Here is a 23,876-nt window from a genome sequence, read left to right as displayed (position 1 = left end):
GGAGTGCTCAGACCTGTTCGAGGCGGCCGTAGAGCTGGCCCACGATCTTGACGTCGACGACGGCTTTGGTGCCCATGTCGGAGTCAGAGGGCTGAATGGCGGTGAACACGCCAGCGAACTCACCGGTGGTCGGATCGACCTTGGTGATGGAGAGATTCATCGTGCCGGAGCCATCGACGTAGCGCTTCACGGTTTCGCCGGTGAACTCATCGCCAGCCGGCACCAGACCCACCGCACTGCTGTAGCCGGTGGTGAGGCCACGACCCTTGGGATCGAGGAAGTTGCTGGTGCGGTAGCTGGGGGCGCGATAGGAGCCTTCGAAATCGGTGCTGGTGGTGAGGGCTGCACCATCAGCGGTGGCCAGCAGCTCCTTGCTGGAGAAGGTGAAGGGCACTTCCTCGCCACCGGGCAGCAGCACGGTGATGGGCTGGAAGTCGATGCCGCCCAGCTCCTTGAAGGTCAGGCCATCGCCGCTGACGTTGAGATCGCCGTACACCTGATCCAGGCTGGAGGTGAAGCGGGTGAGGATCTTGCCGGCCACAAATTGGGCCTCCTGACGCTTGTTGGCGGGCTCGCCCTTCACATACACCTCAGCGGGGTGCATGCAGATTTCGCGGAGCTGATAATTCGACGAAGCATCCAAAGCAATGGAGCCCCGGGCCGAATCGGGCAGGGTCGGGCAATCGTTGGCCAGGCCGGTGTTGTGGATGTCGTCGTAGGTGAGGTTGGCGCGATCCACGGCCTTGGCCCCGCCGCTGCAGGCGGTCACCAGGGTCAGGCACAGCGCCAGCACAAGGGCCAGCAGAGGACGAAAACGCATGGGGGAACGCCCCAGAGACGGGGGATGGGAACTGGGCTGTGGCGGATCCTACCGGTGCAAAACCCTGATTCCCCGTACGATGTCGCGGCTCTCAACAACCTGTATGCGAGAGCCCGCCGCGCGCGAAGAGAGACAAGACATGAGCCTTACCCCGTCCCAGCAGGAGCGCCTCACCAGCCAACTGCAGCAACTCGAACACCTGGCCAGTGAACTGGAGGGCCAGCCGGAAGCCCTGTTGACCCTGTTGCGACAACTGGAGCAACTGCACCGTTCCGTTCAGGACGGACCCTTCCGCAGCAGCCTCCCCGCCGATCGCGGTCAGCTGTTCAGCCTGTTGCAGAGCGTCGAGCGCAGTGGCGGCTGGCCCTACATCCCCCGGCTTCAGCTGCGCACCTTTATGGATCTGCTCCAGCACGACGGAGCTCACGATGGGCCCCACAACGAAACCCCCGACGGCGAGCCCCTGGCCGCCTGAAGCCTGCCGCTCTTTAAGGGCGCAGGGCCGTGAGCAACTGCTGGGCAATGGCCAGCTTGGAGCCAGGCTGCAGCCGTTGCTCACCGCCAACGCCGCCCAGCAGCCAGCCGTGGTTGGTGTCCACACCAAACCCGGCATCAGCCTGATCAATCGGATTGGCAAACAACAGATCGCAGCCCTTGCGGGCCCACTTGGCCCGGGCCTCGGCCAGCACCTCACCCGACTGGGCGGCAAAGCCCAGGATCCGCTGACCGGCGGGCCGGCGGGCCACCAGGCCGGCCAGCAGATCGGGCACCGGCTGCCAGCCGGAGGTGAGCTCAGCCTCCAGGGCTTCCTTGCTGAGCTTGTGCGCCAGCGGCTGCTGGCGGCGGTGATCGGCCACCGCCGCCGCCATGGCGATGGCATCGGCATCGGGCTGGAGACGCAGCAGGGCCTGTTCCATCTGGGCTGCCGTCTCGACCGGCTCGCAACGCAGCCCCGCCAGCAGCTGGGGATCGAGGGCCAGGGGGCCATGCACCAAGGTCACCTCCGCCCCGCGCAGCCGTGCTGCCTGAGCCAGCAGCACGCCCATCCGTCCGGTGCTGGGGTTGGTGAGACAGCGGACCGGATCGAGCGGCTCGCGGGTTGGGCCGGCCGTGACCAGCAAGCGCAGGCCAGCCCAGTCGCGCTGCCAGCCCCACAACTGCAGGCTCTCCAGGGCGAGCAGCAACTGCACCGGCTCGGCCATGCGGCCATCACCGCGGCGGTCGCAGGCCAACAGGCCCGCCGCAGGCCCCAACGGCAACACCCGCTCAAAACCCTGCAGCAGCTCCCAGTTGCGCCGCACCGCCGGGGAAGCCCACATCGCCGTGTTCATGGCCGCCGCCGCCAGCACCGGCGCCTCCGTGGCCAAGAGGATGCTGGCCAGCAGGGTGTCGGCCAATCCGTGCACCCAGCGGCCCAGGCTGGTGGCACTCAAGGGAGCCACCAGCACCAACTCCGCCCACTCCGCCAGCTCCACATGGAGTGGGCGGGGGGCGTGATGGCTCCACTGATCGGCGTCGAGGTGGCACGGATGGCGACTCAGGCTCGCCAGGGCCACCGGACTCACCAAGGCGGCCGCCGAGGACGTGAGCACGCAACGCACCTCGGCACCGCGCTGGGCCAGGGCGCTCACCACCAACGGCAGCTTGACGGCCGCAATGCTGCCGCTGATTCCCACCAGGATGCGGCGGCCCGCTAGGGGGTCGACCAACACAGAAGCGGAGTCGGCCGGCTCAGTCTTCATCGAAGGGTTCCTGGTCCACCAGATGCACGTAGGGACGCGCCAGCTCAGGGCGGTGAATGGCCAGCGCACGCATCAGATGCCAGTCCTGCAGGCCCGCGAAGGGGGTGGGGTAGTCGTCTTCGTCGAGACGGAGGGCCAAGGCGGCGGTTGATGCCTCATCAAAGGAGGCGATCAACTCTGGCGTGATCGCTGCGGCTGCTGTCATTGGGGAGGCTGCCATCGTTGAGGAAGCAGCCTTGGGTGGGGAATCGGTCAAGTCGCTGGCCTGCTCAGTGATCTCCATTCTCGGCTCTCAGGACAACAGCCACCGCCACAGGACTGATAATTTCTGGCAGAGACGCGCCCTCGGGCTCGTTGGATCGGGGAATTAGCTCAGCTGGTAGAGCGCTGCGATCGCACCGCAGAGGTCAGGGGTTCGAGTCCCCTATTCTCCATCTTCTGACCAGCGGGAAGGCCTGAACCTCCACCATGAACTGGCATCCCGACGCCAAAGCCAAACTCAAGGAAGTGCCCTTTTTTGTGCGGCCTGCGGTGCGGCGACGCATTGAATCGATGGCCCAGGAAGCCGGCCGCAGCGAGGTCGACGCCCCCTTTTATGAGCAGGCCAAGGCCCAGTTCGGACAGAAGTGATCCGGCGATGCGGTAAAAGGGTCTTTGGTACAACACCCATCGATGTCGCAATCGAAACGCGAACAGGTGGTTAGCCACCTGCGGTACATCCGCCAGGAGCTCCGTGAAATGCACCAGGGCGTGATGGATGACGGCCTGCTCCCCGAGGCCGGTGAGGTGCGCGGCGTGATGGCCCAGATGGAGGCCCTGCTCGAACTCCTGGAGGGCAAGTCCTCCCGCAAGAAAGACAGCGACGGCTGAGACGCAGACCGGGGCTGCTCCCCAGGGCGTCAAGGCCCCCTGGGGACGCTCTGGCAAACGTCCGCTCTGCCGTTGTAAGCACTCCATCCAGGCGCTTTGGTTGCAACGTCCCCATCACCCAGCCCGGGCTTCGGCCGCGGGCTTTTTTATTGGAATCCCCTATCTGTAGCGGTAAAAGGCTGCGCACACTCCAGAGATGGTGTAGACAGGATCGGGCAGGGCTCGGGCCGGGTGATGGGGATCACCGCCGTCAGCTTCCCTGCCCCCCTCATTTCAGTCCACGCTAAAGGCCTTCCACTGATGGCCTCCCACTCATGCAGGTGCGGTCGTGATCGCCAGCCCCCCGGAACGGCCCTACCAGCAGACCCGGTTTCAAGAACGGGTTGCACAGGCCAGGGCAGGGCTGGAAGGCTGGGCTGGCAACCCCTGGCGGCGGCTGTCGCTGCTGCTGATCGTGTTGCTGATCAGCTTCAGCATCGGCGGGGCCGTCGGCTCACTCACCGGCACCCTGGCCCAACTCGACCCCGTTGGGGCCTTGATCTGCGTGGTCGCCATCGAGCTGGCCATCCGTGCCCGGGGGCCCCTGCTGCGCCGCAGTGGTGATGGCCTGGTGCTGCAACTGATCGACATGGCGCGCATCGGCCTGCTCTACGGGCTGCTGCTGGACGGTTTCAAGTTGCTGTGAGCGGTTCGGCTGCTGCCAGCAGATAGAGCAGAGCCATTCGAATCGGGATGCCGTTGCGCACCTGCTCCTCTACGAGCGAAACGGCCGGATCGTCGAGCACCTCCCCGGCCAGCTCGACGCCCCGGTTCACCGGGCCTGGATGGAGCAGGGGCACCGGCTGGCCGCAGAGGGCCAGGCGGGCGCGGGTGATGCCGAACTGGCGGTGGTACGCGTCAAGGCTGGTAAGCAGGTGCTGGTGCATGCGCTCCTTCTGGAGCCGCAGGGTCATCACCGCATCGGCTCCAGGCAGGGCCGCCTCCAAACTTCGGGCGATCCGCACCGGGCCGCGCGTCGCCACCGGATCAGCCGCCTGGCCGGGAGGCGGCGCCGCCACGAAATCAGCGAAGGCATCGGGCAGCAGGGTGGGCGGGCCGCAGAGCACCACCTCGGCGCCGCAGGCGGTGAGGGCCCAGAGATTGGAGCGGGCCACGCGGGAGTGGAGCACATCGCCCACGATCACGATCCGCTTGCCGCGCAGGGCCGCGGGCGTGGGGGCCGCCGGGGCGAAATGACGCGCCAAGGTGAACAGATCAAGCAGACCTTGGCTGGGGTGGCTGTGCAACCCATCTCCGGCGTTGAGCACCGCCACCCGCTCACCGGCCTGATCCAGATCGGCCGCCAGGCTCTGGGGCACCCCGGCGCAGCGATGGCGTACCACCAACACGTTGGCGCCCATGGCCACGTAGGTGCGGGCCGTATCGAGCAGGCTCTCGCCCTTGCTGAGGGAACTGGAGGAGGGCGAAAAACTCTGCACATCGGCCGAGAGGCGCCTTGCCGCCAGCTCGAAGCTGCTGCGGGTGCGGGTGCTGGGCTCAAAGAACAGACTGGTCATCAGCCGCCCCTGCAGGGCAGGCAACTTGCGGGCGCCGGCGACCGGCAAGGCCCGGAAGCGCTGGGCCAGCGAGAGCACGGTGGCGTAGTCATCCAGCGAGAAGGCCGCCAGATCCAGCACGTGGCGGTGGCTCCAGCTGCTCAAGGGGTGCGGCGGCTCACGTTCTCAGGGTAGGGCCAGCCGAGGGACCCAACAGCACCTATTCTTACCAAGTAATACCTCTCCCAAAGCAAGGCCCCGCCATGGCTGAATCCAGCGGTTGCGCCGTGACCAGCAAAGGGCAGGTGACGATTCCTCAGATGATGCGGCAGCAGCTGGGCTTGCACAGGGGCAGCCGTGTTTGTTTTGAGTTGGTGGGCGATCACCTGGAGATCAGACCGGCGCGACCGGCAAGCAGCCCAACACACAGCGGCTTTGGCCTGCTGAAAACGACCATCCCACCGGTGCCAAGCGAATTCGATCCGGCCACGTTGTTGCAGCCGTGATCGGCCTAGACACCAATGTGCTGGCCCGCTACTTCATCGACGAAGCCGGCGCCGATGACGCCACCGTCAAGCAGCGGGAAGCCGCACGCACCTTGCTCGAATCGGGCCAAGGCCTGTATGTACCCAAAACCGTGGCTCTGGAACTGGAGTGGGTGCTGCGGGGGTATTACCGATTCAGCCGAGATCAGGTTGGGCTTGTCTTTGACGCACTGCTGAACCTGCCAAGCCTCCAGATTGAAGACCGCGCCGCAATCGAACAGGCCTTGGCAGGGCTACGTGCCGGACTTGATTTCGCCGATGCGCTGCACCATGCCAGTTGCCGCGCCTGCACGGCCATCGCCTCCTTCGATCAGCGCAGCTTCGCCAAGCCTGCACGCGCACTGAATCTGCAACCGCGGGTGATCACTCCCAGCTGATGCTCCCGGGCACGAGCCCTGGATCACACCTGCCAGATGTCCTGCAGTTCGATCCGCAACCCCGGCAGAAGCTGGCCGCCATCCAGCTGGGTGGCAGCCTCAATGCGGTACGGCTCACCTGCCACCGGCCAGACCTCCACAGCCCGCTCCTCAGGGATCAGCAACCAGCCCAGCTGGGCCCCGTTGGCCTGGTAAGCCGCCATCTTCTGGCGCAGGGCGGCAACAGCGCGGGGGCCTTGATCACTGGGGCAGGCGAGTTCCACCACCACATCTGGACAAAGGGGTGGAAAGCTTCGTCGCTGCTGAGGGGTGAGGACCTGCCAGCGCTCCAGACGAACTAGGGAGGCATCGGGGCTGAGCACCGCGCCGTCAGGCAGACGAAAGCCGGTGGAACTGTCAAAGACCTGCCAGCCGCCGAGCTGATCGGCCCAGGCCAGAAAGCGCATCAACAGGCGACTGTTACGGGCGCCGGTTTCCCCGCCGGTTGGAGTCATGTGGATCAGGTTCCCAGCAGCATCGAGCTCGAGTACCGCCTCTGGATTGGCGGCACAGACGGCAGCGAATTGCTCCGGGCTGAGGCATAGATCAGAAGGCAGCTGCAGGGGCGCCAGAGCATCAGCCCCTGGTGCTGGAGGAGCAATGGTCATAGCCCCAGCAAGAAGACCAATTCATCGTAGGGGGGCTGCCGATCCCCCTTGGCCCGCCTGCTGACGCTGCGGCTGGCCCGCCAATACCAGCGCCATGGAATGTCCTGGCCCTGGCTGATGCCGATGCGACTGGTCTGCATCAGGTCGGCATCGCCCAATCCAACCAGCTCGGGCGGCCGCGGGGCGATCCACAACCCCTGATCGGGATGCACCGGTTGGGCGTCATGGGAACGATCGATGCCAAACCAACGCGCCAACATCGCCGGACCTGCCGCCACCCGGTCGGGCTCGCCAGGAAGGGCCACGGCACGCAGCAACACGCCATCCGCCCAATCGGGCCGGTGCGTCACCACATTCACGCAGTGGTGAATGCCATAACTCACATAGACATAAAACCGCCCTGGCTCCCCAAACAGCGTTTCGTTGCTGGGGCTGCGGCGGCGATGCACGTGAGAGGCGGGCTCGCTCTGGCAATACGCCTCCGCTTCCACAATCACGCCCCACAGCAGCTCGCCTGAGGCTTGGCGCTTCACCAGCAAGCAGCCGATGAGGTCGGGGGCAACCTGCTCGGCGGGGCGGGCGAAGAAGGCTTGGGGGAGGGCTGGGAGGCCTTGAGCGGTCTTTGTGGCTATGGGAGTGGCTTGAGTGGGGGATGGGCGGAGGCTATTGGGAGGCAGCTGGAATATGCAGGAAGTGCATAGAGCAACACTTGACAAAGGCTGAAAAGTAAGCTATGAAATATTGTTGCACTAACCAGATGAAATTACTCGCAAACCTGCTTTTCCCAGTCGCCACCCTGATGATAATTGCTATCCCAGCATCAAGCGTTTGTGCTGGCGCAGGGACATGCACTCCTTACAATGGATAGACCTTTCGCAAAACAGGCGGCAAGCAAATCACCCATGCGTTGACTTCACAGTTTTTACCTGCCAAAAGCATTACGCCACTAAACTCGAAAATCCTCTCCACACACTTTCTACTTCATTCCCAATGCTCGAATCGTTTTATCTGCTAGCGACCAGTGCAACTACAAGCACATCCGCAGCAAATCCTGTTGTTGAGATACTCTCAGAGTATTTCTCAACTCGGTCGTGGATTTTTGGAATCATTGGATTTGTCGTCGTAGCAATCTTACACAGCAAGCAGCGGGTAACGCTCTTCATAGACAAGACAGACGCGCTGATGACAATATTCTCACCAATCATGGCAGGCATACCTGCGTTAGTCGCAATGTTTATTTTATACATGCTTGCGGTCCCCGAAGGCCCTCTTAATACAACGTCTGCTGTTGTATACTTTATATCTCTAGTCTACATGCTTGGGTGCAGTTTTAAAGCTGCTCGACACGCTAATCCAAGCGGTTACTGGGGTTTCCTTGCAACCTGTTATGCAAGATGCTTTTCAGTTGTATCCGTCATCGGCCTGGTAGTTGGAATTTTCGGAATGCTTTCGCCCAATACGCAAAATGCTCGCTCAGAATTCGAGCGTGACTACATGTGGGCTAAGTCAATAGCTGCAATGTCTGTTGCTTACGCAGGCCTCGCATGGATAGTTGTCAAGTTAGCACGAAATGATGAATTTGGCAGCATGAAGAAATGGCTGTCTTTTAAAGGCTAAGATTTATCCTGGATACATATAGAGGCTTGGCAAGCCAATGTTAATAGTTTTTGCGTTAATGGCAGGCGGCTTTGCTGGCATTCTTTTGCTAGAGATAATCTCTAAAACTGTTGACCTGTATAGCATACTGCGTGGAGATTGGGATTTAGCATTAAAGCCAAAAGCTTCCAAATATCAAGCCAGCCTGCTGCTGGGAGCACCTCGTCAGCAGCAAGGAGAGAAAGGAAAAGAAGAAATACGCTTTCCTCACCCACCAAGCAGATTTACTACAAGGGACCCCTATAAAGTGCTTGGAATTAAGAATAAATCATCTGATTTATCCCTTTCAAATGTCAAGACAGCTTACAGGCAGTTAATCGGCATTTATCATCCTGACTTGTTTGCAAAGTGCAGCAAGGAAATCCAAGATGAGGCCACTAGAAGGGCCAAAATAATCAATGCCGCATACCACACATTAAGAAGCAAGTTTTAAATGGCGATAGATGTCAAAATTAGAGTTTACCTGGCACGACTTCAGCCACTGCTTCTGCAGGAGCGCCAAAAAATACCACTGCACATCATGCTGCCTGAGGCGCCTGAGGACCTGCTCCAGTTTCTTCTGCTCTTCGGCTGTCAGTTGGATTCGGTGGGTCTTCATCGGGACTCCTGGAGGTCTCTGCAAGGGTGGAGCAACCAAGCATCATGCAAGCAACTCCATTAAAAAAGCGCCCATCCCCAACTAAGGAGATAGGCGCAAGACCATAGAGGTGACTGCAAGGATTAGTTTTCAAGGATTGCTGTGCAGATAAAACGCTTCAACGCCGAAAGGGCTTGATGCTTCCATCGATAGTCACTTGGGGTTGTGCCCATTACGAATGCGCGAGTGCCTGATGGGAATTCACACTTGATTTTAAGGTGACCACGGTTATTAATCGTAGTCACCCGACCATTGATGGTATGTGGACGAAGTGTGCTTACTGCTTCCGCGAGGAATCCTTTTACCTCCTTATTGATTTGACTCAACTGCGACGGGAGTTGCGGACACAAGATTGACCACCCAATCCGACGATTTCTGGATGTATTTGAGTGCCTCGTCATTATCTACGATATGGGCAGGAAGCAAAACCGAGCATTTTTCTACATGCTCCTCCCAAGCAATCCCAAACTCCTCGTCTTCGGCAGGAAGGACATAAAAGACCTCAACCTCCCAGAGATTGTTATTAATAGCGTTTGTCATAGTATTCTCCAAATAATAAATACGCCCCTTGAGGCAAAGATGTATTGGCTTGCGCCGTAGCATTAGATGCTAATGAAGGACATTCTGGAATTTCAAGTGAAATATTAGGCCTGTCTTTCATGTGTTTATTTTAGCACCCGCTTCCCACATTGTCAACAGGCAATCGCTCTAGACATGACGAGAATCTGATGCCAGGGGATGGTGTGTTGTGTCGATTCAATGCGCTACTTGCTGCCTACTCTTAGGCATCTTTGCATATTCCAGACGAATTTGACTTGAGACCAATACTTGCAAGTCCCTATAGTCACGATTAACCTTCTGCACCTCCTGGAGCATCGCAACCTCCACTGGGTCTAACTGAATGCGGTAGGTTTTCATGGAGCGACTGAAGCAGAAAACAGTTGAGAGTGCTTTTCTCTAAGAAGGTGCTTGTAGAGACCACTCATGTCCATTCCGTAGAATTCCATCAACTTTTTCTGCTGTGACATCAATAGTGGATATTCTCTACACTTAAAACTGATTTGCTGGACCTTGCTTCTGCAATACATATTTTCTGGTGATTTCTTGATTTAATTTTTAACTATTTATCATGAATTGATTCAGGAGGAATCTGGCCCCTGAGTCAATACGGTCTTAGATGAATAGCGGATTGATATTTATTTGGGTCTTCTTTTGAGTTTTAATGGATAAACACCATATTGACTCAAGATAAATACTTGAGGAGTTAGATGATGCTTCTTTAGGGGACTTTAATGATTCCCTCATGGAGCATCTTAATGGAATCAACCAGAAGAATCAATAGATACTTGATTGAAGCAACTACAAGGTTTATTATAATGCTTTTTAGCGTTTATGTCAAGACCCCCTTGGGAATCAATAGCCAATATCTTCTTCAACCTTATACAAGGTTATTTATGCATTTGAGGATTTACACATCAGAAATTCTATGCTATAATCACCAAAGAAAGAAAGCCGATATCGCCATGACATTAAATCTCAGTATTTCAAGCATAGAAGACAAGTATTTGAATCAAATTAGCGGCTTGCTACCGCACTTCAGCAGGCAACTCAATGCCTACCGTTTCCAGTGCCCTTATTGCCAACTGGGAAGCAAAGACCACAAAGGTCGAGCAATGACTTCAGGTCGTTGCAAAGGATACTTCTACAGCAATGGCAATGCACTCAACTTCAAGTGTCATCGCTGTGGGACTGGCAAGCAGTTTCACACCTTCTTAGAAGACCACTTTCCATCGCTCTTCTTGGAGTATGTGGCAGAGCGTGATGGGTTGGGTCTCAGGGCTGATTCAAAGTGTGTCACAGCCGCCCTTGGCGCTTCTGTCAGCATGGGTTGAGGTCGGTGGAAACGCCTCCTCCTTGTGCCCGACAGCGCCTCTGCCGCAACCGATCTCGACCTGATCAGCTACCTGAGGTCGATTCCAGATGCCCGGATGCGACGTGGGGTGCGTTTCCCGTCTTGGTATCTGCTGCTGGTGGCCGTGCTCGGAATCCTGAGCGGCTGCCAGAGCCTGCGGGATCTGGAGCGATTCGCCATACGCCACCACACCGTTCTTACCAAGGCGCTGGGGATTGAGCTCAGGCGTCCGCCATCAGATTCCTCGTTCCGCTACTTCTTTCACCAGGTGGACGTGACGGCGCTGTGCGCTGCGATCCGTGACTGGACAATCGCCCAGATCCCAGGCGGGGCAGGCGATCTCGATCAGCTGGTGTGTGACGGCAAGACGCTCCGAGGCTCCATAAAGCCCACCGCCGGTGGCGGCTCGGCGTTCATTGCCCAGGTCACGCTGTATTCGGCCACCTTGGGTGTGGCGATCAGCCAGGCCTGCTACGCCACCGGCGAAAACCACGAGCGGGCGGTGCTGCGCCAACTGCTCGGCGAGCTGGATCTCGAGGGCGTGCTGATCCAGGCGGACGCGCTCCATACCCAGCGCCCGTTTTTCGGCAGCTCCAGGAGCAGGGGGCCGACTTCCTCCTGACGGTCAAGGCGAACCAGAAAAACCTCCACCGTCAGATCCACAGCCAGTTCCAGGGCAAGCGCAAGATCCCTTTTGTAGCAGGGGCTCATGAGGCTGGCCACGGCCGCGACATCACCTGGACGCTGCGCGCCAAGCAGGCACCGGAACACATCCGCGAGGCATGGATCGGCACCAGCTGGATCGTGGAGGTGTTTGCGGTCGGCACCCGCGACGGCAAGCCGTTTCAAGCCACCCACCTATTTATCACCAGCCTGCGCACCACCCCAGAAACACTGCTGCAACTGGTGCGCGACCGCTGGAGCATTGAGGGCTGGCACTGGATTCGCGACACCCAGCTCCACGAGGACGCCCACCGCTACCGGGGGAATGGCGCCGGCGTCATGGCCACGTTGCGCACCGCCGCCTTGAACCTGTTGCGCCTGGCTGGGTTCCGGTCAATCCGGGCTGGCTTGCAGGCGGTGATGCACGACATCACGGCACTGCTGGCGATGGCGATGCGCCGGCCGGAAGCGAAACCCTGCTGAAACTTTGAATCAGCCCTGGGTTGGGTCTGACGGGGAAGGGCACCAATGCACCCACACTCTCCAATGCTGCTCAGAGGGTCTCTGGGAAGGTCACAGGGGTGTCTGGTGAAGAGGTGGTGGAATCAGGTAGTGGAATCGAGAAAACTGGTTGCAGCAGTGCTGGAGATGGTGCTGAAAGCAAACAGAATCAAATGATTTCAGGACCACCGAAACCAGCCATCACCAAACTGCCTCGCCTGACCCCTCAGCAGCAGGCAGGGTGCTCTGCACGACTGGCACACAAGGTCAAGCAGCATCAGCAACGCAGACAGAGGGACCCTGCTGCTCCCTACCTACAGGACTGAGACCCTGGCCAGTGATTTGATGATGAGGCATTGAGATAGGATGCACCCACTTTTATAGATTAGGAATAAGCATCCTTTTTCAATTTGCAATTTCAGGCCATGACGGCAACTTAATGCGGCCTGTTGGCTTGGCATAGGTCTTCAGCAGCATCTCGGTGGAATGGCCAGCAATCTGTGCCAGGTCTGCTGGTGAGTTACCCATCGCCAGCGCATGGGACAGAAAACTGTGGCGCTGGGCATAGAGGCGTCGTGGTTTCAGGTCGCACCGCTTCAAGGACCGATGCCACACCCGACCCAACAGATGGTCATACACATTGGTGTAGGTGTCAGGCGATAGGAAAACCAGCCCCTCTCGCTGATACAGGCCCTGCTCCTGCATCTGGCACTGGTGCTCCAGCAGGGTCTCCATCACCGCATCGCTCAGGGGCACGACACGCTCCTTGCCTGTCTTGGTCGTCGCCCAGACCACCTTCCCGCTGGAATAACCATCCCTTCTCAGCGACTTACAGACCAGCAGCTCCTTGTCGGTCCAGCGGATGCAGTCCCAGGTCAGTCCCCGAATCTCGGCATTCCGTAGTCCCGTGCTCAACCAGAGCAGAAACAGCGGGTAAAACCAGCTCTCCTGCTCCTTCATGTCCCTGAGCACCATGCCGATTTCCTCAATGCTCAGCACATCGCTCTGCACAGACCGCTGCTTGAGGGTCAGGCGGTAGGTAAAGAGTTGGCGGTTGCTGGGGTTGGCATTGCGGCACACCTGCAAAATCCCAGCGATGGTGCGGTTGGCAAGAGGCTTGGCCTGCATCCACCGCACAAAGTCCTCAACGTCACTGCGGTTTCTCAGCGGTTTCCCGTAACCCTGCACGACCCTCAGGGCATGGATGCAGCGGGCGTTATGGGTGCTGTCTGCCAGTGCCTGCATCGCATCCAGCAGTCCTACCTGCTGACCCTTCACCAGTGGCGTGTAGCGCAGCAGGGAGCGGTCAAACGTCCCCTCTTGGTAGTCGCTCCATATCTGGGCACTGATGGCCTGTGCCCTCGCCACTGCCACAGGGTCTTCCCAGCGACCCAGACGGTTGATGAAGACATCCCGCCCATCAAGGCGCACACGGACCTGCAGTGCCCCGTTGTTGCTTCTCAGCGATGGTGCTTTCCTCATGGGTAGTTGCCTCAGGTCGTTGGGCGCTCAACGCCTCTTCTGACCTCTGGCTTATGGCCGACCCATCGCCGCGGCCAAGCCCCTCAACCCGTTTCGTAGCCCTATGTAGCCCTGGGCATCACCTGGGAGGGAAAATCTGGGAAATCCTTGGGAAGCGGCTTGGGCATTGGCTTTTGACCCTGCCGAGACCATGAAAATCCAGGCCAAGACAGTGGGCAGAAATACTCAGGCCGCCTTCACGCAGTGGTGAATGCCATAACTCACATAGACATAAAACCGCCCTGGCTCCCCAAACAGGGTTTCGTTGCTGGGGGTGCGGCGGCGGTGCCCGTGACAGGCGGGCTCGGATTGGCAATACGCCTCCGTTTCCACAATCACGCCCCAGAGCAGCTCCCCAGTGGGTTGGCGTTTCACCAGCAGGCAGCCGATCAGCTCGGGGGCAACCACCTCAGCGGGGCGGGCGAAGAACGCCTTCGGCAACGGATTCCCCACAAGATCGGGGCGCTGCTCGCCAGCAGCCGCGGCAGCCAGCAGACTGGGCCTTGATGCATCAGGCCTGCGGGCTGCCATGAACTCCACCGGCTTTACCCTCGCCACCGTGCTGATCTTCGGCAGCGGCTTTTTTGTGCTGGCCACCCTGTTCTTCGGCACCAAGGGCGGCTACTACGACACCGACAACTACGACGGCAACGGCACCGCCCACTGATCCAGCCTTTTTAGGGGTTGCTGAGCCGCTCGGCTTCGGGGCAGTCTTCGGAGGTGATCACGTCATCGGGGCTGCCGCTGCGGCACACATAGGCCAGGCGGGTGCTGACGGCACCGATCGAGTCGAGACGCACGCTCTCCTCCCAGCTGTGGGTTTCGTCGTCGTCCTCGGCGTCGTAGCGCAGGGTGACGAGATCTCCCTCGATCTCCACCACGGTGGCCTCCTCGATCCAGCGCTGCTGGTCCCGCAGGAACACCCACACCGGGCGCTGTTCGGCACAAAACTGGTAGAGCTTGCGGTGCAGCATGGGCCCTGGGCACTGCTGGCATCGAAATCCTAGGCAGCCCGCCCGGGCCCGTTGCTGTTCACCATGACCCAATCCGCCCCTCGGGCTGCCAGCCCCACCGAAGCCATCCGGCTGCAACTGCGCAGCTGGCCCGAAGTGGAGGCCTATCTGGAGCACTGCAAGGGCGTGATCGTGCCCCTGGGCTCCACCGAGCAGCACGGCCCCACCGGCGCCATCGGCACCGACGCGCTCACCGCCGAAGCGGTGGCCCTGGAGGTGGGCCGCCGCACCGGCGTGCTGGTGACGCCGGCCCAGGCCTTCGGCATGGCCGAGCACCACCTCGGCTTTGCCGGCACGGTGAGCCTGCAGCCCTCCACCCTGCTGGCGGTGCTGCACGACGTGGTGCTGTCGCTGGCGCGCCACGGTTTCGAGCGGATCTACGTGATCAACGGCCACGGCGGCAACATCGCCACCAGCAAGGCCGCCTTCGCCCAGGCCTATGCCACCGCCGCCAGTCGCGGGCTGCCGAATGCCCCACAGCTGCGCTGCAAGCTGGCCAATTGGTTCATGGCTGGGCCGGTGATGCAGGAGGCCCGCAGCCTCTATGGCGACCAGGAGGGCCACCATGCCACCCCCAGCGAGATCGCCCTCACCCTGCACCTGGAGCCCAGCCTGCAAACCAAGCAGCGCCCCCTGCCGGAACCGGCCCCCGCCGGGCCCATCCACGGGCCCGAGGATTTCCGCCGCCGCCACCCTGACGGCCGCATGGGCTCCAACCCCTATCTGGCCCAGCCCAGCCACGGTGAGCGCTTCCTGGATCTGGCTGCCACGGCCCTGGCCGCCGACCTGGAAGCCTTTCTGGCTTGAGCGCTAGCTTCGAGGCCAGAGAGTTCAGCCCCCATGAGCAAGATCACTGCCGACGACGTGCGCAAGGTGGCCCAACTGGCCCGCCTCGCCCTGCCGGAGGAGAAGATCGCCACCTACACCGGGCAGCTGGAGCGCATCCTCGACTATGTAGCCCACCTGGAAACGGTGGACACCGAAGGCGTGCCTCCCACCACCCGTGCCGTGGAAGTGGTGAACGTGACCCGCGAGGACATCGTGACGCCCACCAGCGTGCGGGAAGAGCTTCTCGACGAAGCCCCCCAGCGGGAAGGCAACTTCATTCGCGTGCCAAAAATTCTGGCCGACTAAAATTCGGGTCGACTAACGGACGAGCTCCTAGCGCTTAGGGGAAACGGCCGTGCGGTGCAGCAGCTCCAGCACGCGCCGGCGCGCATGCCGGGTGGGCATCAGGGCAGCAATGGGACGCAGCCTGCTGCGCTTCTTGCGGTGACTGCGCACCCCCAAGAAGATGTCATAAAGGAAATTGAACCCATCGCTTTTGCTTTCAAACACTCCAAGACGCTGAGGTGAGCCTTTGGCATCCAGAATCGGTTTGGTGGCGTGATAGGCAGGCCGATATTCAAACCAGGGAATCGATGGCCAGAGGTGGTGGATCAGGTGGTAGTTCTGCCCCATAATCAGCCAATTCATCAGCCGCCCTGGATAAACACGTGAGTTGTGCCAGCGGTTGCGCGACTGGAAGGGGCGGTGGGGCAGGTAGTCGAAGAACAGGCCGAGGGTGACTCCCACCATCAGAGCCGGTGCAAACCAGCAATTGAACACAAAATCGAGAAAATTATATTTCGCGGCCGCAATCACAATCGCCGCAAAAATGCCCCGGGCCATCCCCCACTCGAGCAGTTCATAGCGGCGCCATAAACGCCGGCGGAAAAAGAACAGCTCGTGATAAAAGAAGCGCGGTGCGATCAACCACAACGGCCCGAAGGTGCTGACGATGTGATCCGGGTCGTTCTTGGGGTCGTTGACATGGGCGTGGTGTTGCAGGTGCACCCGCGTGAACACCGGAAAGCTGAAGCCGAGCAGCAGGGCGGCGCCATGGCCCATCACCGCGTTCCAGAAGCGGTTGGGGTGAGCAGCGTTGTGGCAGGCGTCATGGATGACGGTGCCCTCCAGGTGCAAGGCCAGAAATCCGGTGGCCAGCAACATGGGCAGGGGCCAGCCCCCCGCAAACCAGCCCCAGATCGTGAGGGCTGCCAGGCCATAGCCGGCCAGGAACAGGCCCACCGTGGGATTCCAGGGGGCCGGGGGATCGAGAAACTCGCGCGGCACCAAGCTCGACGGTGTCGGCTTAGCCCCGACAGGGGCGACGGTCGTGGGGGTCGCTACCAAAACCTGTGTCATCGCGGTTGAAACAGGTCCCAAAGGGTTGGCTCCCGGCAACTTAAGAAAATGTTGATGCCCACCGGGGGACTTGAACCCCCACGACCAAGGCCACTGGTACCTAAAACCAGCGCGTCTACCAATTCCGCCAGGTGGGCGAACCGGGACTGTAGGGACAGGAGCGAGAAGCGCACACCCAGGAGGCCACCCAGAATGGTGGAATCCTTCTGATCCGGCCATGCTCGCCACCCTGGGCGGACTCCTGGCACTGCTGCTCGGCCTCGCCATCCTGCTGCTGCCGCTGTTGGCCACCGAATTGAGCCGGCCGCGGGACTCGGTCTGGGGTGCCGTGGTGCTCCTGCTGGGCCTGATATTGGTGACCAGTGCCGATCGGCTCACCGGAGCACCAATGCTGGGCGTGCTCTGCGGGGGGCTGCTGATCGGCCGTCTAGCGGCGGAGGTGTCCCAGGGGCGCTGGCGGCAGCTCAGCCAGGAGGAACAGCAGCGGCTCTGGTCGAAGGAGCGCTGGCAGACGAGCCTGCAGCAGGCGGGAGCGACCGTGACCCATCTGATCGCCCAGGTGGGCGCGAGCAGCACCGGGCTGGGGCAGTGGTTCGCGGAGCGCCGCCAACCGAAAACCAGCGGCAAACGCTGGGTACGCCCCGAGGAACCCGAGCCGGCAGGCACCGTGGTGGTGAGCTCTTTTGCCGAGATCGATGCCCTGATCGAGGCTGAACCAGCAGAGCCGGAGGCGGCCAGCAGCCAAGCGGGATAATCGGCCCTTGCTGCCCTGTGGCGACGTGACCGCCAGCTCTGCCCCCGATAGCACCGCCGCAGCGGGGCAGATCTCCTACAAGGACACCCTCAACCTGCTCCAGACGCCCTTCGCCATGCGGGCGAACGCCAAGGTGCGCGAGCCCGAGATCCAGGCGTTCTGGGCCGAGCGGCAGATCTACGCGCGGCTCAGCCAGGAGAACGCGGGCGAGGCCTTCACCCTGCACGACGGGCCGCCCTACGCCAACGGGGCCCTGCACGTGGGCCATGCGCTCAACAAGATCCTCAAGGACATCATCAACAAAACCGCCCTGCTTCAGGGCAAGAAAGCGCGGTTCGTGCCGGGCTGGGACTGCCACGGCCTGCCGATTGAACTCAAGGTGCTGCAAGGGCTGAGCAGCAGCGAGCGGGCCGAGCTCACCCCCGTGAGCCTGCGCCAGAAGGCCCACGCCTACGCCCTGGAACAAGTGGAGGGCCAGAAGGCCGGCTTCCGGCGCTGGGGGATCTGGGCCGACTGGGATCAGCCCTACCTCACCCTGCAGAAGAACTACGAGGCTGCCCAGATCGGCGTGTTCGGCGCGATGGTGCTGGCCGGCCACATCTACCGGGGCCTCAAGCCGGTGCACTGGAGCCCCAGCTCCCGCACCGCCCTGGCCGAAGCCGAGCTCGAATATCCCGACGGCCACACCTCTCCGAGCGTGTATGCGGCCTTCCCGGTGGTGGAGCTGCCTGAAGGCCTGGCGGCCCAGCTCAGTGCCAGCGGCCTGCCGGCCGAAGCCGCCACGGGCGCTGGCGGCCTGGCCGTAGCGATCTGGACCACCACCCCCTGGACTCTGCCCGCCAACCTGGCGGTGTCGGTGAATGGGCGGCTCGACTACGCCATCTGCGCCGTGGCCCCGCGCGGTGAGGGTGCCGCCCCTGCCGCCAGCCACCTGGTGGTGGCTGCCGAGCTACGCGAGGGCCTGGAAACCAGCCTGGGGCTCACGCTCACGCCGCTGCTGACCGTGAAGGGCGCCGCTCTGGAAGGCATCGTCTACCGCCATCCGCTGCTGGAGCGCTCCAGCCCGGTGCTGATCGGCGGCGACTACATCACCACCGAAGCAGGCACGGGCCTGGTGCACACGGCCCCGGGCCACGGCGTCGACGACTTCAACACCGGCAAAAAGGCGGGTCTACCGGTGCTCTGCCCGGTGGATGAGGCCGGCACTCTAACCGCCGAAGCCGGCCCCTTCGCCGGCACCAACGTGCTGAAGGACGCCAACCCCACGATCATCGCGGCCCTGGAGGCCACCGGCCTGCTGCTCAAGCAGGAGCGCTACGCGCACCGCTACCCCTACGACTGGCGCACCAAGAAGCCCACGATCTTCCGCGCCACCGAGCAGTGGTTTGCCTCGGTGGAAGGCTTCCGCGCCGCCGCCCTCGAGGCGATCGCGGCGGTGGAGTGGCTGCCGGCCAGCGGCCGCAACCGCATCGAGGCCATGGTGAGCGAGCGGGGCGACTGGTGCATCAGCCGCCAGCGCACCTGGGGCGTGCCGATCCCTGTTTTTTATCACCGCGACAGCGGCGAGGTGCTGCTCAACGAAGCCACCCTGCGCCACATCCAGGGGTTGATCGCCGAGCACGGCGCCGACGTCTGGTGGCAGCGCGATGAGTCCGGCCTGCTGCCGGGGGCCTACGCCGCCGAAGCCGGCCAATGGCGCAAGGGCACCGACACCATGGACGTGTGGTTTGACTCCGGCTCCTCCTGGGCCGGCGTGCTCCAGGAGCGGGGCCTGCACTACCCCGCCGATCTGTATCTCGAGGGCAGCGATCAGCACCGCGGCTGGTTTCAGAGCAGCCTGCTCACCTCGGTGGCCGTCAACGGCCATGCCCCCTACAAGCGGGTGCTCACCCACGGCTTCACCCTCGATGAGAAGGGCCGCAAGATGAGCAAATCCCTGGGCAACGTGGTGGATCCGGCGGTGCTGGTGGAGGGCGGTAAGAACGAGAAACAGGATCCGGCCTACGGCGCCGATGTGCTGCGCCTGTGGGTGAGCTCGGTGGACTACTCCGCCGATGTGCCCCTGGGGCCGGGGATCGTCAAGCAGCTGGCCGATGTGTACCGCAAAGTGCGCAACACGGCTCGCTACCTGCTCGGCAACCTGCACGACTTCGACCCGCGCCCCCAAGCTGAAGGCGGCGACGCCGTGCCCCTCGCTGAGCTGCCGCTGCTGGATCAGTGGATGCTGCAGCGCACCGCTGCCCTGATCGACAGCGTGACGGGAGACTTCGAGCGCTACGAGTTTTACCGCTTCTTCCAGGCGCTGCAGAACTTCTGCGTCGTCGATCTCTCCAACGTCTACCTCGACATCGCCAAGGACCGCCTCTACGTAAGTGGTGCCGCGGAGTTCCGCCGCCGCAGCTGCCAGACCGTGCTGAGCCTGGTGGTGGAGCGCCTGGCAGGGCTGATCGCGCCGGTGCTGTGTCACATGGCCGAAGACATCTGGCAGAACCTCCCCTACCCAGTGGCCGAGGCCTCGGTGTTTGAGCGGGGCTGGCCGACGGCGCCCGCGGAATGGCGCCAGCCTGAGCTGGAGGCTCCGATGGCCGCCATCCTGGAGCTCCGCGCCCTGGTGAACCGCCAGCTGGAGAGCTGCCGCGCCGGCGGCCAGTTGGGCGCCTCGCTGGAAGCGCAGGTGCAGATGGAGCTCACCGCAGGTAGCGAGGTGCTGGTGGAAGCGCTCGGCTGGCTGGAGCACTCACCCCACCACGCCGTCGACAACCTGGCCGACTGGCTGCTGGTGTCGGGCCTGCGCATTGGTGGCGCAGCCCCGGAGGCTGTTCTGCAAGAGGCCGAGGACGCTGGCGTGCGGGTGCGGATCGCCAAAGCCGCAGGGCAGAAGTGCGAGCGCTGCTGGCACTACGAAACCGACATCGGCAGCCACAGCGCCCACCCGACCCTCTGTGGCCGCTGCGTGACGGTGCTGGCTGGATGAACAGCCCTGCGGCAGCGGGCCCTGAGTTCCGTGCCGAAGAGCTGATCGCCCAGCTCCAGCTACAGCCCCACCCGGAAGGCGGTCACTACCGCGAGACCTACCGGGCCAGCGAACAGGTGAACAGCCCGCGGGGGCCCAGGGCAGCCAGCACGGCGATCCTGTTTCTGCTGGCAGCGGGCGAGCGCTCGTGCTGGCATCGCATCGCCTCCGACGAGCTCTGGCATCACCACGGTGGTGGCGGACTGGTGATCCATGAGCTCTGCCCGGCTGGCCAGGCGCGCTCCACCCATCTGGGGCTCGACCTGTCGGCCGGAGTGCAGCCCCAGCACATGGTGCCGGCGGGCAGCTGGTTTGCAGCCGAACCCCTGCCCGGCAGCGCCTGGAGCCTGGTGAGCTGCACCGTGGCACCCGGATTTGACTTCGCCGACTTCGAGCTGGCGAGCCAGGCCCAGCTGGCCGCCCATGCCGAGCCCCTGAGCCGGATCTGCCCGCACTGGCAACGCCTCTGTGCGGGGTGCCTGTGAGCCTTCAGAGCCAGCTGGCGGGATCGAGAAACCCATCCACCGGTGCCGGACCAGCCAGCCGCTGTTCAGCGGAGGGGTTGAGGGGCCCCAGCAGCAGTTCAGCCGTCTCGATCACGGCTCCATCAGGCAGCAACGGCTGATCAGGGTCGTAGGCCGTGGGATGGGTGGTGCTGCTCGAGAAGCCCCGAAAGATCACCAGCTCAAACGCTTCCGCCACCTCAGCAGCGCCCTGCAACTGGCCACGCAAGCGGAGCACCCGGTCGGGGCGATCGCGACTGAGCAGCTCCAACTGGGCAAGCAGAGCCGAATCCACGATCGCCACCCCTCAGAACTCTCCAGCGATGCGGCCCTGCTTGGGTAGGCGGACCAGCAGCCATTGCAGCAGGCCCACCACGTAGGCCACAAGGCCCACGTAGCCAATGAACGCCGCCACGGCCGGGGTCCACTCGCCGCCGAAGACGAAATCAAACAGGGCTTCCACGTGGCGGTGCAGCCCCAGGGGGGGCTGGATCCAAATGGCGCACTGGGCCTTGCCCAGGGCGGCGCCATCCAGGCAATGGAGGGCCGTAGCACTGAAGGCCGCCCCCGCCAGACCCCACACCGTCAGGCTCCAGCGCCAGATGCGCAGAGTGAGGGGCAAGGGCCGCCAGGGCGGCAGATCGGCCAATTCCTCGTTGAGATCCAGCCAAAACCACACACTCACAACCACCAGCAGCTGGGCCAGCACGGCCAGCACAAAACCCAGGGGCCGGCGGTCGGTGAGCAACAGGGTGGCAAGCAGCAGCAAGCTGGCCACCTTCCAATAGATGCCCAGCAGCCGCACCAGGGCGCCCTCGCGCCGCACGGTGGCCCAGATCAAGAGCACCAGGGGCAAAGCGATGCTGAACAGGACGGCCAGGCGGACATCGAGCCACACCAGCGAGCGGTACAACGGTTCGGGCAGGGCGGCGAGCACGCGGCTGGTTCGGTAAGGCGCCATTATCCGTGGCCCCCGGCGGACGATAGGGTCCAGCCCATGGCCGCCTTTTCACTGCCCAGCTGGCTCTCCCGCCCCTTCGCAGGCCGGCCCGATCAGGCCTGGTGCCGCACCGCCCTGGCCACCGAAACCTCCCTGCAGGCTGCGGTGGAGAGCATTGCCCGCCAGCTGCGCGGCGCAGGCCCAGCGGATCTGGCCCTGGTGTTTGCCGCGGCCAGCTACGCCAGTGATCTGCCGCGGCTGCTGCCCCTGCTGCGCGAGCAGCTGCGGGCCGAGCACTGGCTGGGCTGCGTGGGTGGTGGCGTGGTGGGCACCGACCCCTCCGGAGCCCCCCATGAACTGGAAAACAAGCCGGCCCTGAGCGTCACCCTGCTGCGCCTGCCTGGCGCCAAGCTCCAACCCTTTGCCATCAACACCGACACCCTGCCCGACCTGGATGGCCCAGCCGACCCCTGGCGCGCCTTGCTGGGCGTTCCGGAACCAGCCAACCCCGCGTCCAGCCCCTCGATGCTGCTGCTGGTGGATCCCAGCTGCTCCCGCATCAACGATCTGATCAGCGGCCTGGATTACGCCGCTCCGGAGGCGGTCAAACTCGGCGGCATTGCCGGCCAGCACAGCGCCCCCCATGGCTCCCTGCTGTTCAACGACCAGGTCGTGCGCGGAGCCGTCGGCTGCCTGATCGGCGGTGCCTGGCAGCTCGATCCGGTCGTGGCCCAGGGCTGTCGCCCGATCGGCCCGGTGTTCGATGTCGAACAAGCCCAACGCAATGTGGTGCTGGAAGTGAGCCAGGGCCAGGCCCGCCGCAGCCCGGTGGCCGCCCTGCAAGCGATCCTCACCGAGCTCAACCCCCGAGAGCGGGAGCTGGTGAAGAACTCCCTGTTTCTGGGGGTCGGCCGCAGCAGCTTCAGCCTCGAGCGCGCAGAACCGGACGGTCCCACGGCCTTCCTGGTGCGCAACCTGATCGGCGTGGATCCTCGCAATGGGGCCGTGGCCGTGGCCGAACGCATGCGGGTGGGTCAACAGGTGCAGTTCCAGCTGCGCGATGCTGCCGCCTCACGCCAAGAACTGCGCCAGCTCCTCGGCCGGCAGCAAGCGCGCCAACCAGAGCCCCTGGCCACCCTGCTGTTCGCCTGTCTTGGCAGGGGCGCAGGGCTTTACGGCGAAGCCGATGGCGACGTGAGCCTCTGCCGCGAGACGTTTGCCCAGGTGCCGATCGCCGGGGTGTTCTGCAATGGCGAGATCGGGCCGGTGGCCGGCAGCACCCACCTGCATGGCTACACCGCCAGCCTCGCCTTTCTGGTGCAGCGCGGAGACAGCTGATGGTGCGCCAGCACGTCAATCCGCTCAGCCGCTTCTTCCAACAGCCCCGGCGCCTACCGGCGCCCGCGGAGCTGTTCAGTGCGCCGGATCAGCCCCTGCACCTCGACATCGGCTGCGCCCGCGGCCGCTTTCTATTGGCATTGGCCCAGCATCAGCCTGGCCGCAACCACCTCGGCGTGGAGATCCGCCGGGCCCTGGTGGATGCCGCTGAAGTCGAGCGCCAGGCCTTGGGCCTGACCAACCTGCACATCCTCTTCTGCAACGCCAACATCAGCCTGCAGGACTGGTTGGCGGCGCTGCCCACCGGACTGCTGGAGCGGGTCTCGATCCAGTTTCCGGATCCTTGGTTCAAGAAGAAGCACCACAAACGGCGGGTGCTGCAGCCCGCCCTGCTGCTGGCCCTGGCCGAGGCCCTGGCCCCAGGGCGGGAGCTGTTCATCCAGAGCGATGTGCTGGCGGTGATCACGCCGATGGTGCAGCTGATCGAGGCCACTGGCGGCTTCGATCGCCCGCCCGAAGACAGCCGTCCCTGGCGGGCCGACAACCCCCTACCGGTGCCCACCGAGCGCGAAACCTACGTGCTGGCGCAGGGGCTGCCGGTGTACCGAGTGCTCTACCGGCGCAACAGCCACAACCTGCCACCGCTCGACACCCTGGAGGATCTGCTGGAAGGGGTCGATAATCCGGCCTGACGGCAGCCTT

At 62.7% G+C, this 23,876-nt stretch carries 30 protein-coding genes, 2 tRNA genes and 1 pseudogene; 20 read left to right on the top strand and 13 right to left on the bottom strand.

Features of this window, described 5'->3' with window-relative positions:
• Positions 1-7: 7 nt before the first annotated feature.
• Positions 8-820 carry a photosystem II manganese-stabilizing polypeptide gene (gene psbO, locus CJZ78_RS01975; RefSeq protein ID WP_094559184.1) on the bottom strand — a complete coding sequence of 271 codons (813 nt, stop codon included), beginning with the start codon at positions 818-820 and terminating at the stop codon, positions 8-10.
• A gap of 139 nt (positions 821-959) precedes the next feature.
• Between psbO and CJZ78_RS01970 the strand changes: the two genes are divergently transcribed.
• Positions 960-1,295: a hypothetical protein gene (locus tag CJZ78_RS01970; RefSeq protein ID WP_094559183.1), complete on the top strand. Its 336-nt coding sequence runs from the start codon at positions 960-962 to the stop codon at positions 1,293-1,295.
• A gap of 13 nt (positions 1,296-1,308) precedes the next feature.
• On the opposite strand, the gene coaBC is transcribed toward CJZ78_RS01970, so the two are convergent.
• Positions 1,309-2,562: a bifunctional phosphopantothenoylcysteine decarboxylase/phosphopantothenate--cysteine ligase CoaBC gene (coaBC, locus tag CJZ78_RS01965; RefSeq protein ID WP_094559182.1), complete on the bottom strand. Its 1,254-nt coding sequence runs from the start codon at positions 2,560-2,562 to the stop codon at positions 1,309-1,311.
• A complete protein-coding gene (locus tag CJZ78_RS01960; RefSeq protein WP_094559181.1) occupies positions 2,552-2,767 on the bottom strand; it encodes a DUF2555 domain-containing protein in 216 nt (71 codons plus the stop codon). Before CJZ78_RS01960 ends, coaBC begins: the two co-directional genes overlap by 11 nt.
• A gap of 156 nt (positions 2,768-2,923) precedes the next feature.
• On the opposite strand from CJZ78_RS01960, the gene CJZ78_RS01955 reads away from it, so the two are divergent.
• The 4 genes from CJZ78_RS01955 to CJZ78_RS01940 all read left to right on the top strand — a co-directional run bounded on the left by CJZ78_RS01955 (position 2,924) and on the right by CJZ78_RS01940 (position 4,117).
• Positions 2,924-2,996, top strand: a tRNA-Ala gene (locus CJZ78_RS01955).
• Positions 2,997-3,030: 34 nt separating this feature from the next.
• On the top strand, positions 3,031-3,192 hold the full coding sequence (locus CJZ78_RS01950; RefSeq protein WP_094559180.1) for a PCP reductase family protein: 162 nt from the start codon (positions 3,031-3,033) through the stop codon (positions 3,190-3,192).
• A gap of 42 nt (positions 3,193-3,234) precedes the next feature.
• Entirely contained in the window at positions 3,235-3,432 is a 198-nt protein-coding gene (locus tag CJZ78_RS01945; protein WP_094559179.1) for a hypothetical protein, read from the top strand.
• A 328-nt stretch (positions 3,433-3,760) separates the two neighbouring features.
• Positions 3,761-4,117 (top strand): DUF565 domain-containing protein, encoded by a 357-nt coding sequence (locus CJZ78_RS01940; protein ID WP_233128402.1) that lies wholly within the window; start codon positions 3,761-3,763, stop codon positions 4,115-4,117.
• Here CJZ78_RS01940 and CJZ78_RS01935 read toward each other — a convergent pair.
• On the bottom strand, positions 4,104-5,132 hold the full coding sequence (locus CJZ78_RS01935; protein ID WP_094559178.1) for an aspartate carbamoyltransferase catalytic subunit: 1,029 nt from the start codon (positions 5,130-5,132) through the stop codon (positions 4,104-4,106). The genes CJZ78_RS01940 and CJZ78_RS01935 overlap by 14 nt on opposite strands.
• Before the next feature lie 98 nt (positions 5,133-5,230).
• Between CJZ78_RS01935 and CJZ78_RS14780 the strand changes: the two genes are divergently transcribed.
• Together CJZ78_RS14780 and CJZ78_RS01925 are read left to right on the top strand one after the other, a co-directional pair.
• Positions 5,231-5,473 (top strand): AbrB/MazE/SpoVT family DNA-binding domain-containing protein, encoded by a 243-nt coding sequence (locus CJZ78_RS14780; RefSeq protein WP_094559177.1) that lies wholly within the window; start codon positions 5,231-5,233, stop codon positions 5,471-5,473.
• Positions 5,470-5,889, top strand: a complete 420-nt coding sequence (locus CJZ78_RS01925; protein ID WP_158217017.1) for a type II toxin-antitoxin system VapC family toxin — start codon at positions 5,470-5,472, stop codon at positions 5,887-5,889. Before CJZ78_RS14780 ends, CJZ78_RS01925 begins: the two co-directional genes overlap by 4 nt.
• A gap of 23 nt (positions 5,890-5,912) precedes the next feature.
• Here CJZ78_RS01925 and CJZ78_RS01920 read toward each other — a convergent pair whose 3' ends face one another.
• Both CJZ78_RS01920 and CJZ78_RS01915 read right to left on the bottom strand, forming a co-directional pair.
• Positions 5,913-6,536 carry a Uma2 family endonuclease gene (locus tag CJZ78_RS01920; RefSeq protein ID WP_094559176.1) on the bottom strand — a complete coding sequence of 208 codons (624 nt, stop codon included), beginning with the start codon at positions 6,534-6,536 and terminating at the stop codon, positions 5,913-5,915.
• Positions 6,533-7,168: a DNA-3-methyladenine glycosylase gene (locus tag CJZ78_RS01915; RefSeq protein WP_094559241.1), complete on the bottom strand. Its 636-nt coding sequence runs from the start codon at positions 7,166-7,168 to the stop codon at positions 6,533-6,535. The genes CJZ78_RS01920 and CJZ78_RS01915 overlap by 4 nt, the downstream gene beginning before the upstream one ends.
• A 358-nt stretch (positions 7,169-7,526) precedes the next feature.
• Between CJZ78_RS01915 and CJZ78_RS13620 the strand changes: the two genes are divergently transcribed.
• The 5 genes from CJZ78_RS13620 to CJZ78_RS14635 all read left to right on the top strand — a co-directional run bounded on the left by CJZ78_RS13620 (position 7,527) and on the right by CJZ78_RS14635 (position 11,887).
• Complete coding sequence (locus tag CJZ78_RS13620) at positions 7,527-8,153, top strand: hypothetical protein (protein WP_143592822.1); 627 nt, start codon at positions 7,527-7,529, stop codon at positions 8,151-8,153.
• Between the two features lie 58 nt (positions 8,154-8,211).
• Positions 8,212-8,625: a DnaJ family molecular chaperone gene (locus CJZ78_RS01910; RefSeq protein WP_158217016.1), complete on the top strand. Its 414-nt coding sequence runs from the start codon at positions 8,212-8,214 to the stop codon at positions 8,623-8,625.
• Positions 8,626-10,175: 1,550 nt separating this feature from the next.
• Complete coding sequence (locus CJZ78_RS13615; protein ID WP_143592821.1) at positions 10,176-10,721, top strand: hypothetical protein; 546 nt, start codon at positions 10,176-10,178, stop codon at positions 10,719-10,721.
• Positions 10,722-10,745: 24 nt separating this feature from the next.
• Positions 10,746-11,363: an ISAs1 family transposase gene (locus CJZ78_RS14640; RefSeq protein ID WP_094559173.1), complete on the top strand. Its 618-nt coding sequence runs from the start codon at positions 10,746-10,748 to the stop codon at positions 11,361-11,363.
• Positions 11,360-11,887 (top strand): ISAs1 family transposase, encoded by a 528-nt coding sequence (locus CJZ78_RS14635; protein WP_094559172.1) that lies wholly within the window; start codon positions 11,360-11,362, stop codon positions 11,885-11,887. Before CJZ78_RS14640 ends, CJZ78_RS14635 begins: the two co-directional genes overlap by 4 nt.
• 423 nt (positions 11,888-12,310) lie before the next feature.
• Here the strand turns inward: CJZ78_RS14635 and CJZ78_RS01890 are convergent, their stop codons facing one another.
• Together CJZ78_RS01890 and CJZ78_RS01885 are read right to left on the bottom strand one after the other, a co-directional pair.
• Entirely contained in the window at positions 12,311-13,387 is a 1,077-nt protein-coding gene (locus CJZ78_RS01890; RefSeq protein WP_198953806.1) for a site-specific integrase, read from the bottom strand.
• 237 nt (positions 13,388-13,624) lie between these two features.
• Positions 13,625-13,957, bottom strand: a pseudogene (locus tag CJZ78_RS01885) (DNA-3-methyladenine glycosylase); the annotation flags it as partial.
• Here CJZ78_RS01885 and CJZ78_RS14155 point away from each other — a divergent pair.
• Positions 13,956-14,093, top strand: coding sequence for a hypothetical protein (locus tag CJZ78_RS14155; RefSeq protein ID WP_198953805.1), 138 nt, complete (start codon positions 13,956-13,958; stop codon positions 14,091-14,093). The pseudogene CJZ78_RS01885 and the gene CJZ78_RS14155 sit on opposite strands and share 2 nt — an antisense overlap.
• A gap of 10 nt (positions 14,094-14,103) precedes the next feature.
• On the opposite strand, the gene CJZ78_RS01880 is transcribed toward CJZ78_RS14155, so the two are convergent.
• Positions 14,104-14,400 (bottom strand): DUF6679 family protein, encoded by a 297-nt coding sequence (locus tag CJZ78_RS01880; RefSeq protein ID WP_094559170.1) that lies wholly within the window; start codon positions 14,398-14,400, stop codon positions 14,104-14,106.
• Positions 14,401-14,463: 63 nt separating this feature from the next.
• Here CJZ78_RS01880 and CJZ78_RS01875 point away from each other — a divergent pair, with 63 nt between their 5' ends.
• A complete protein-coding gene (locus CJZ78_RS01875) occupies positions 14,464-15,246 on the top strand; it encodes a creatininase family protein (protein WP_094559240.1) in 783 nt (260 codons plus the stop codon).
• Between the two features lie 33 nt (positions 15,247-15,279).
• Positions 15,280-15,573, top strand: coding sequence for an Asp-tRNA(Asn)/Glu-tRNA(Gln) amidotransferase subunit GatC (gatC, locus tag CJZ78_RS01870; RefSeq protein WP_094559169.1), 294 nt, complete (start codon positions 15,280-15,282; stop codon positions 15,571-15,573).
• A 27-nt stretch (positions 15,574-15,600) separates the two neighbouring features.
• On the opposite strand, the gene crtR is transcribed toward gatC, so the two are convergent.
• On the bottom strand, positions 15,601-16,626 hold the full coding sequence (gene crtR, locus CJZ78_RS01865) for a beta-carotene hydroxylase (protein ID WP_094559168.1): 1,026 nt from the start codon (positions 16,624-16,626) through the stop codon (positions 15,601-15,603).
• 55 nt (positions 16,627-16,681) lie between these two features.
• Positions 16,682-16,763: transfer RNA gene (locus CJZ78_RS01860), tRNA-Leu, on the bottom strand.
• An 80-nt stretch (positions 16,764-16,843) separates the two neighbouring features.
• Here CJZ78_RS01860 and CJZ78_RS01855 point away from each other — a divergent pair.
• Genes CJZ78_RS01855 through CJZ78_RS01845 form a run of 3 tightly spaced genes read left to right on the top strand, consistent with a single transcriptional unit; the run spans position 16,844 to position 20,878 of the window.
• A complete protein-coding gene (locus CJZ78_RS01855; protein WP_094559167.1) occupies positions 16,844-17,380 on the top strand; it encodes a Ycf66 family protein in 537 nt (178 codons plus the stop codon).
• A gap of 25 nt (positions 17,381-17,405) precedes the next feature.
• Positions 17,406-20,354, top strand: a complete 2,949-nt coding sequence (ileS, locus tag CJZ78_RS01850) for an isoleucine--tRNA ligase (protein WP_094559239.1) — start codon at positions 17,406-17,408, stop codon at positions 20,352-20,354.
• Positions 20,351-20,878 (top strand): cupin domain-containing protein, encoded by a 528-nt coding sequence (locus CJZ78_RS01845; RefSeq protein WP_094559166.1) that lies wholly within the window; start codon positions 20,351-20,353, stop codon positions 20,876-20,878. Before ileS ends, CJZ78_RS01845 begins: the two co-directional genes overlap by 4 nt.
• Before the next feature lie 4 nt (positions 20,879-20,882).
• Here CJZ78_RS01845 and CJZ78_RS01840 read toward each other — a convergent pair whose 3' ends face one another.
• The gene (locus CJZ78_RS01840; protein WP_094559238.1) at positions 20,883-21,191 is read right to left on the bottom strand and encodes a hypothetical protein; all 309 of its coding nucleotides are present in this window, start codon (positions 21,189-21,191) and stop codon (positions 20,883-20,885) included.
• Between the two features lie 12 nt (positions 21,192-21,203).
• Positions 21,204-21,857 carry a DUF3177 family protein gene (locus CJZ78_RS01835; RefSeq protein ID WP_369802004.1) on the bottom strand — a complete coding sequence of 218 codons (654 nt, stop codon included), beginning with the start codon at positions 21,855-21,857 and terminating at the stop codon, positions 21,204-21,206.
• Between the two features lie 36 nt (positions 21,858-21,893).
• Between CJZ78_RS01835 and CJZ78_RS01830 the strand changes: the two genes are divergently transcribed.
• Positions 21,894-23,174, top strand: a complete 1,281-nt coding sequence (locus CJZ78_RS01830) for an FIST N-terminal domain-containing protein (RefSeq protein ID WP_094559165.1) — start codon at positions 21,894-21,896, stop codon at positions 23,172-23,174.
• A 2-nt stretch (positions 23,175-23,176) separates the two neighbouring features.
• Positions 23,177-23,866 carry a tRNA (guanosine(46)-N7)-methyltransferase TrmB gene (trmB, locus tag CJZ78_RS01825; RefSeq protein WP_094559236.1) on the top strand — a complete coding sequence of 230 codons (690 nt, stop codon included), beginning with the start codon at positions 23,177-23,179 and terminating at the stop codon, positions 23,864-23,866.
• Positions 23,867-23,876 lie beyond the last annotated feature (10 nt).

This window comes from Synechococcus sp. 8F6 (assembly GCF_002252665.1).
GTDB lineage: Bacteria > Cyanobacteriota > Cyanobacteriia > PCC-6307 > Cyanobiaceae > Cyanobium_A.
Note: the sequence above shows the minus strand (reverse complement) of the source record. Positions and strands in the feature narration are given on the sequence as shown.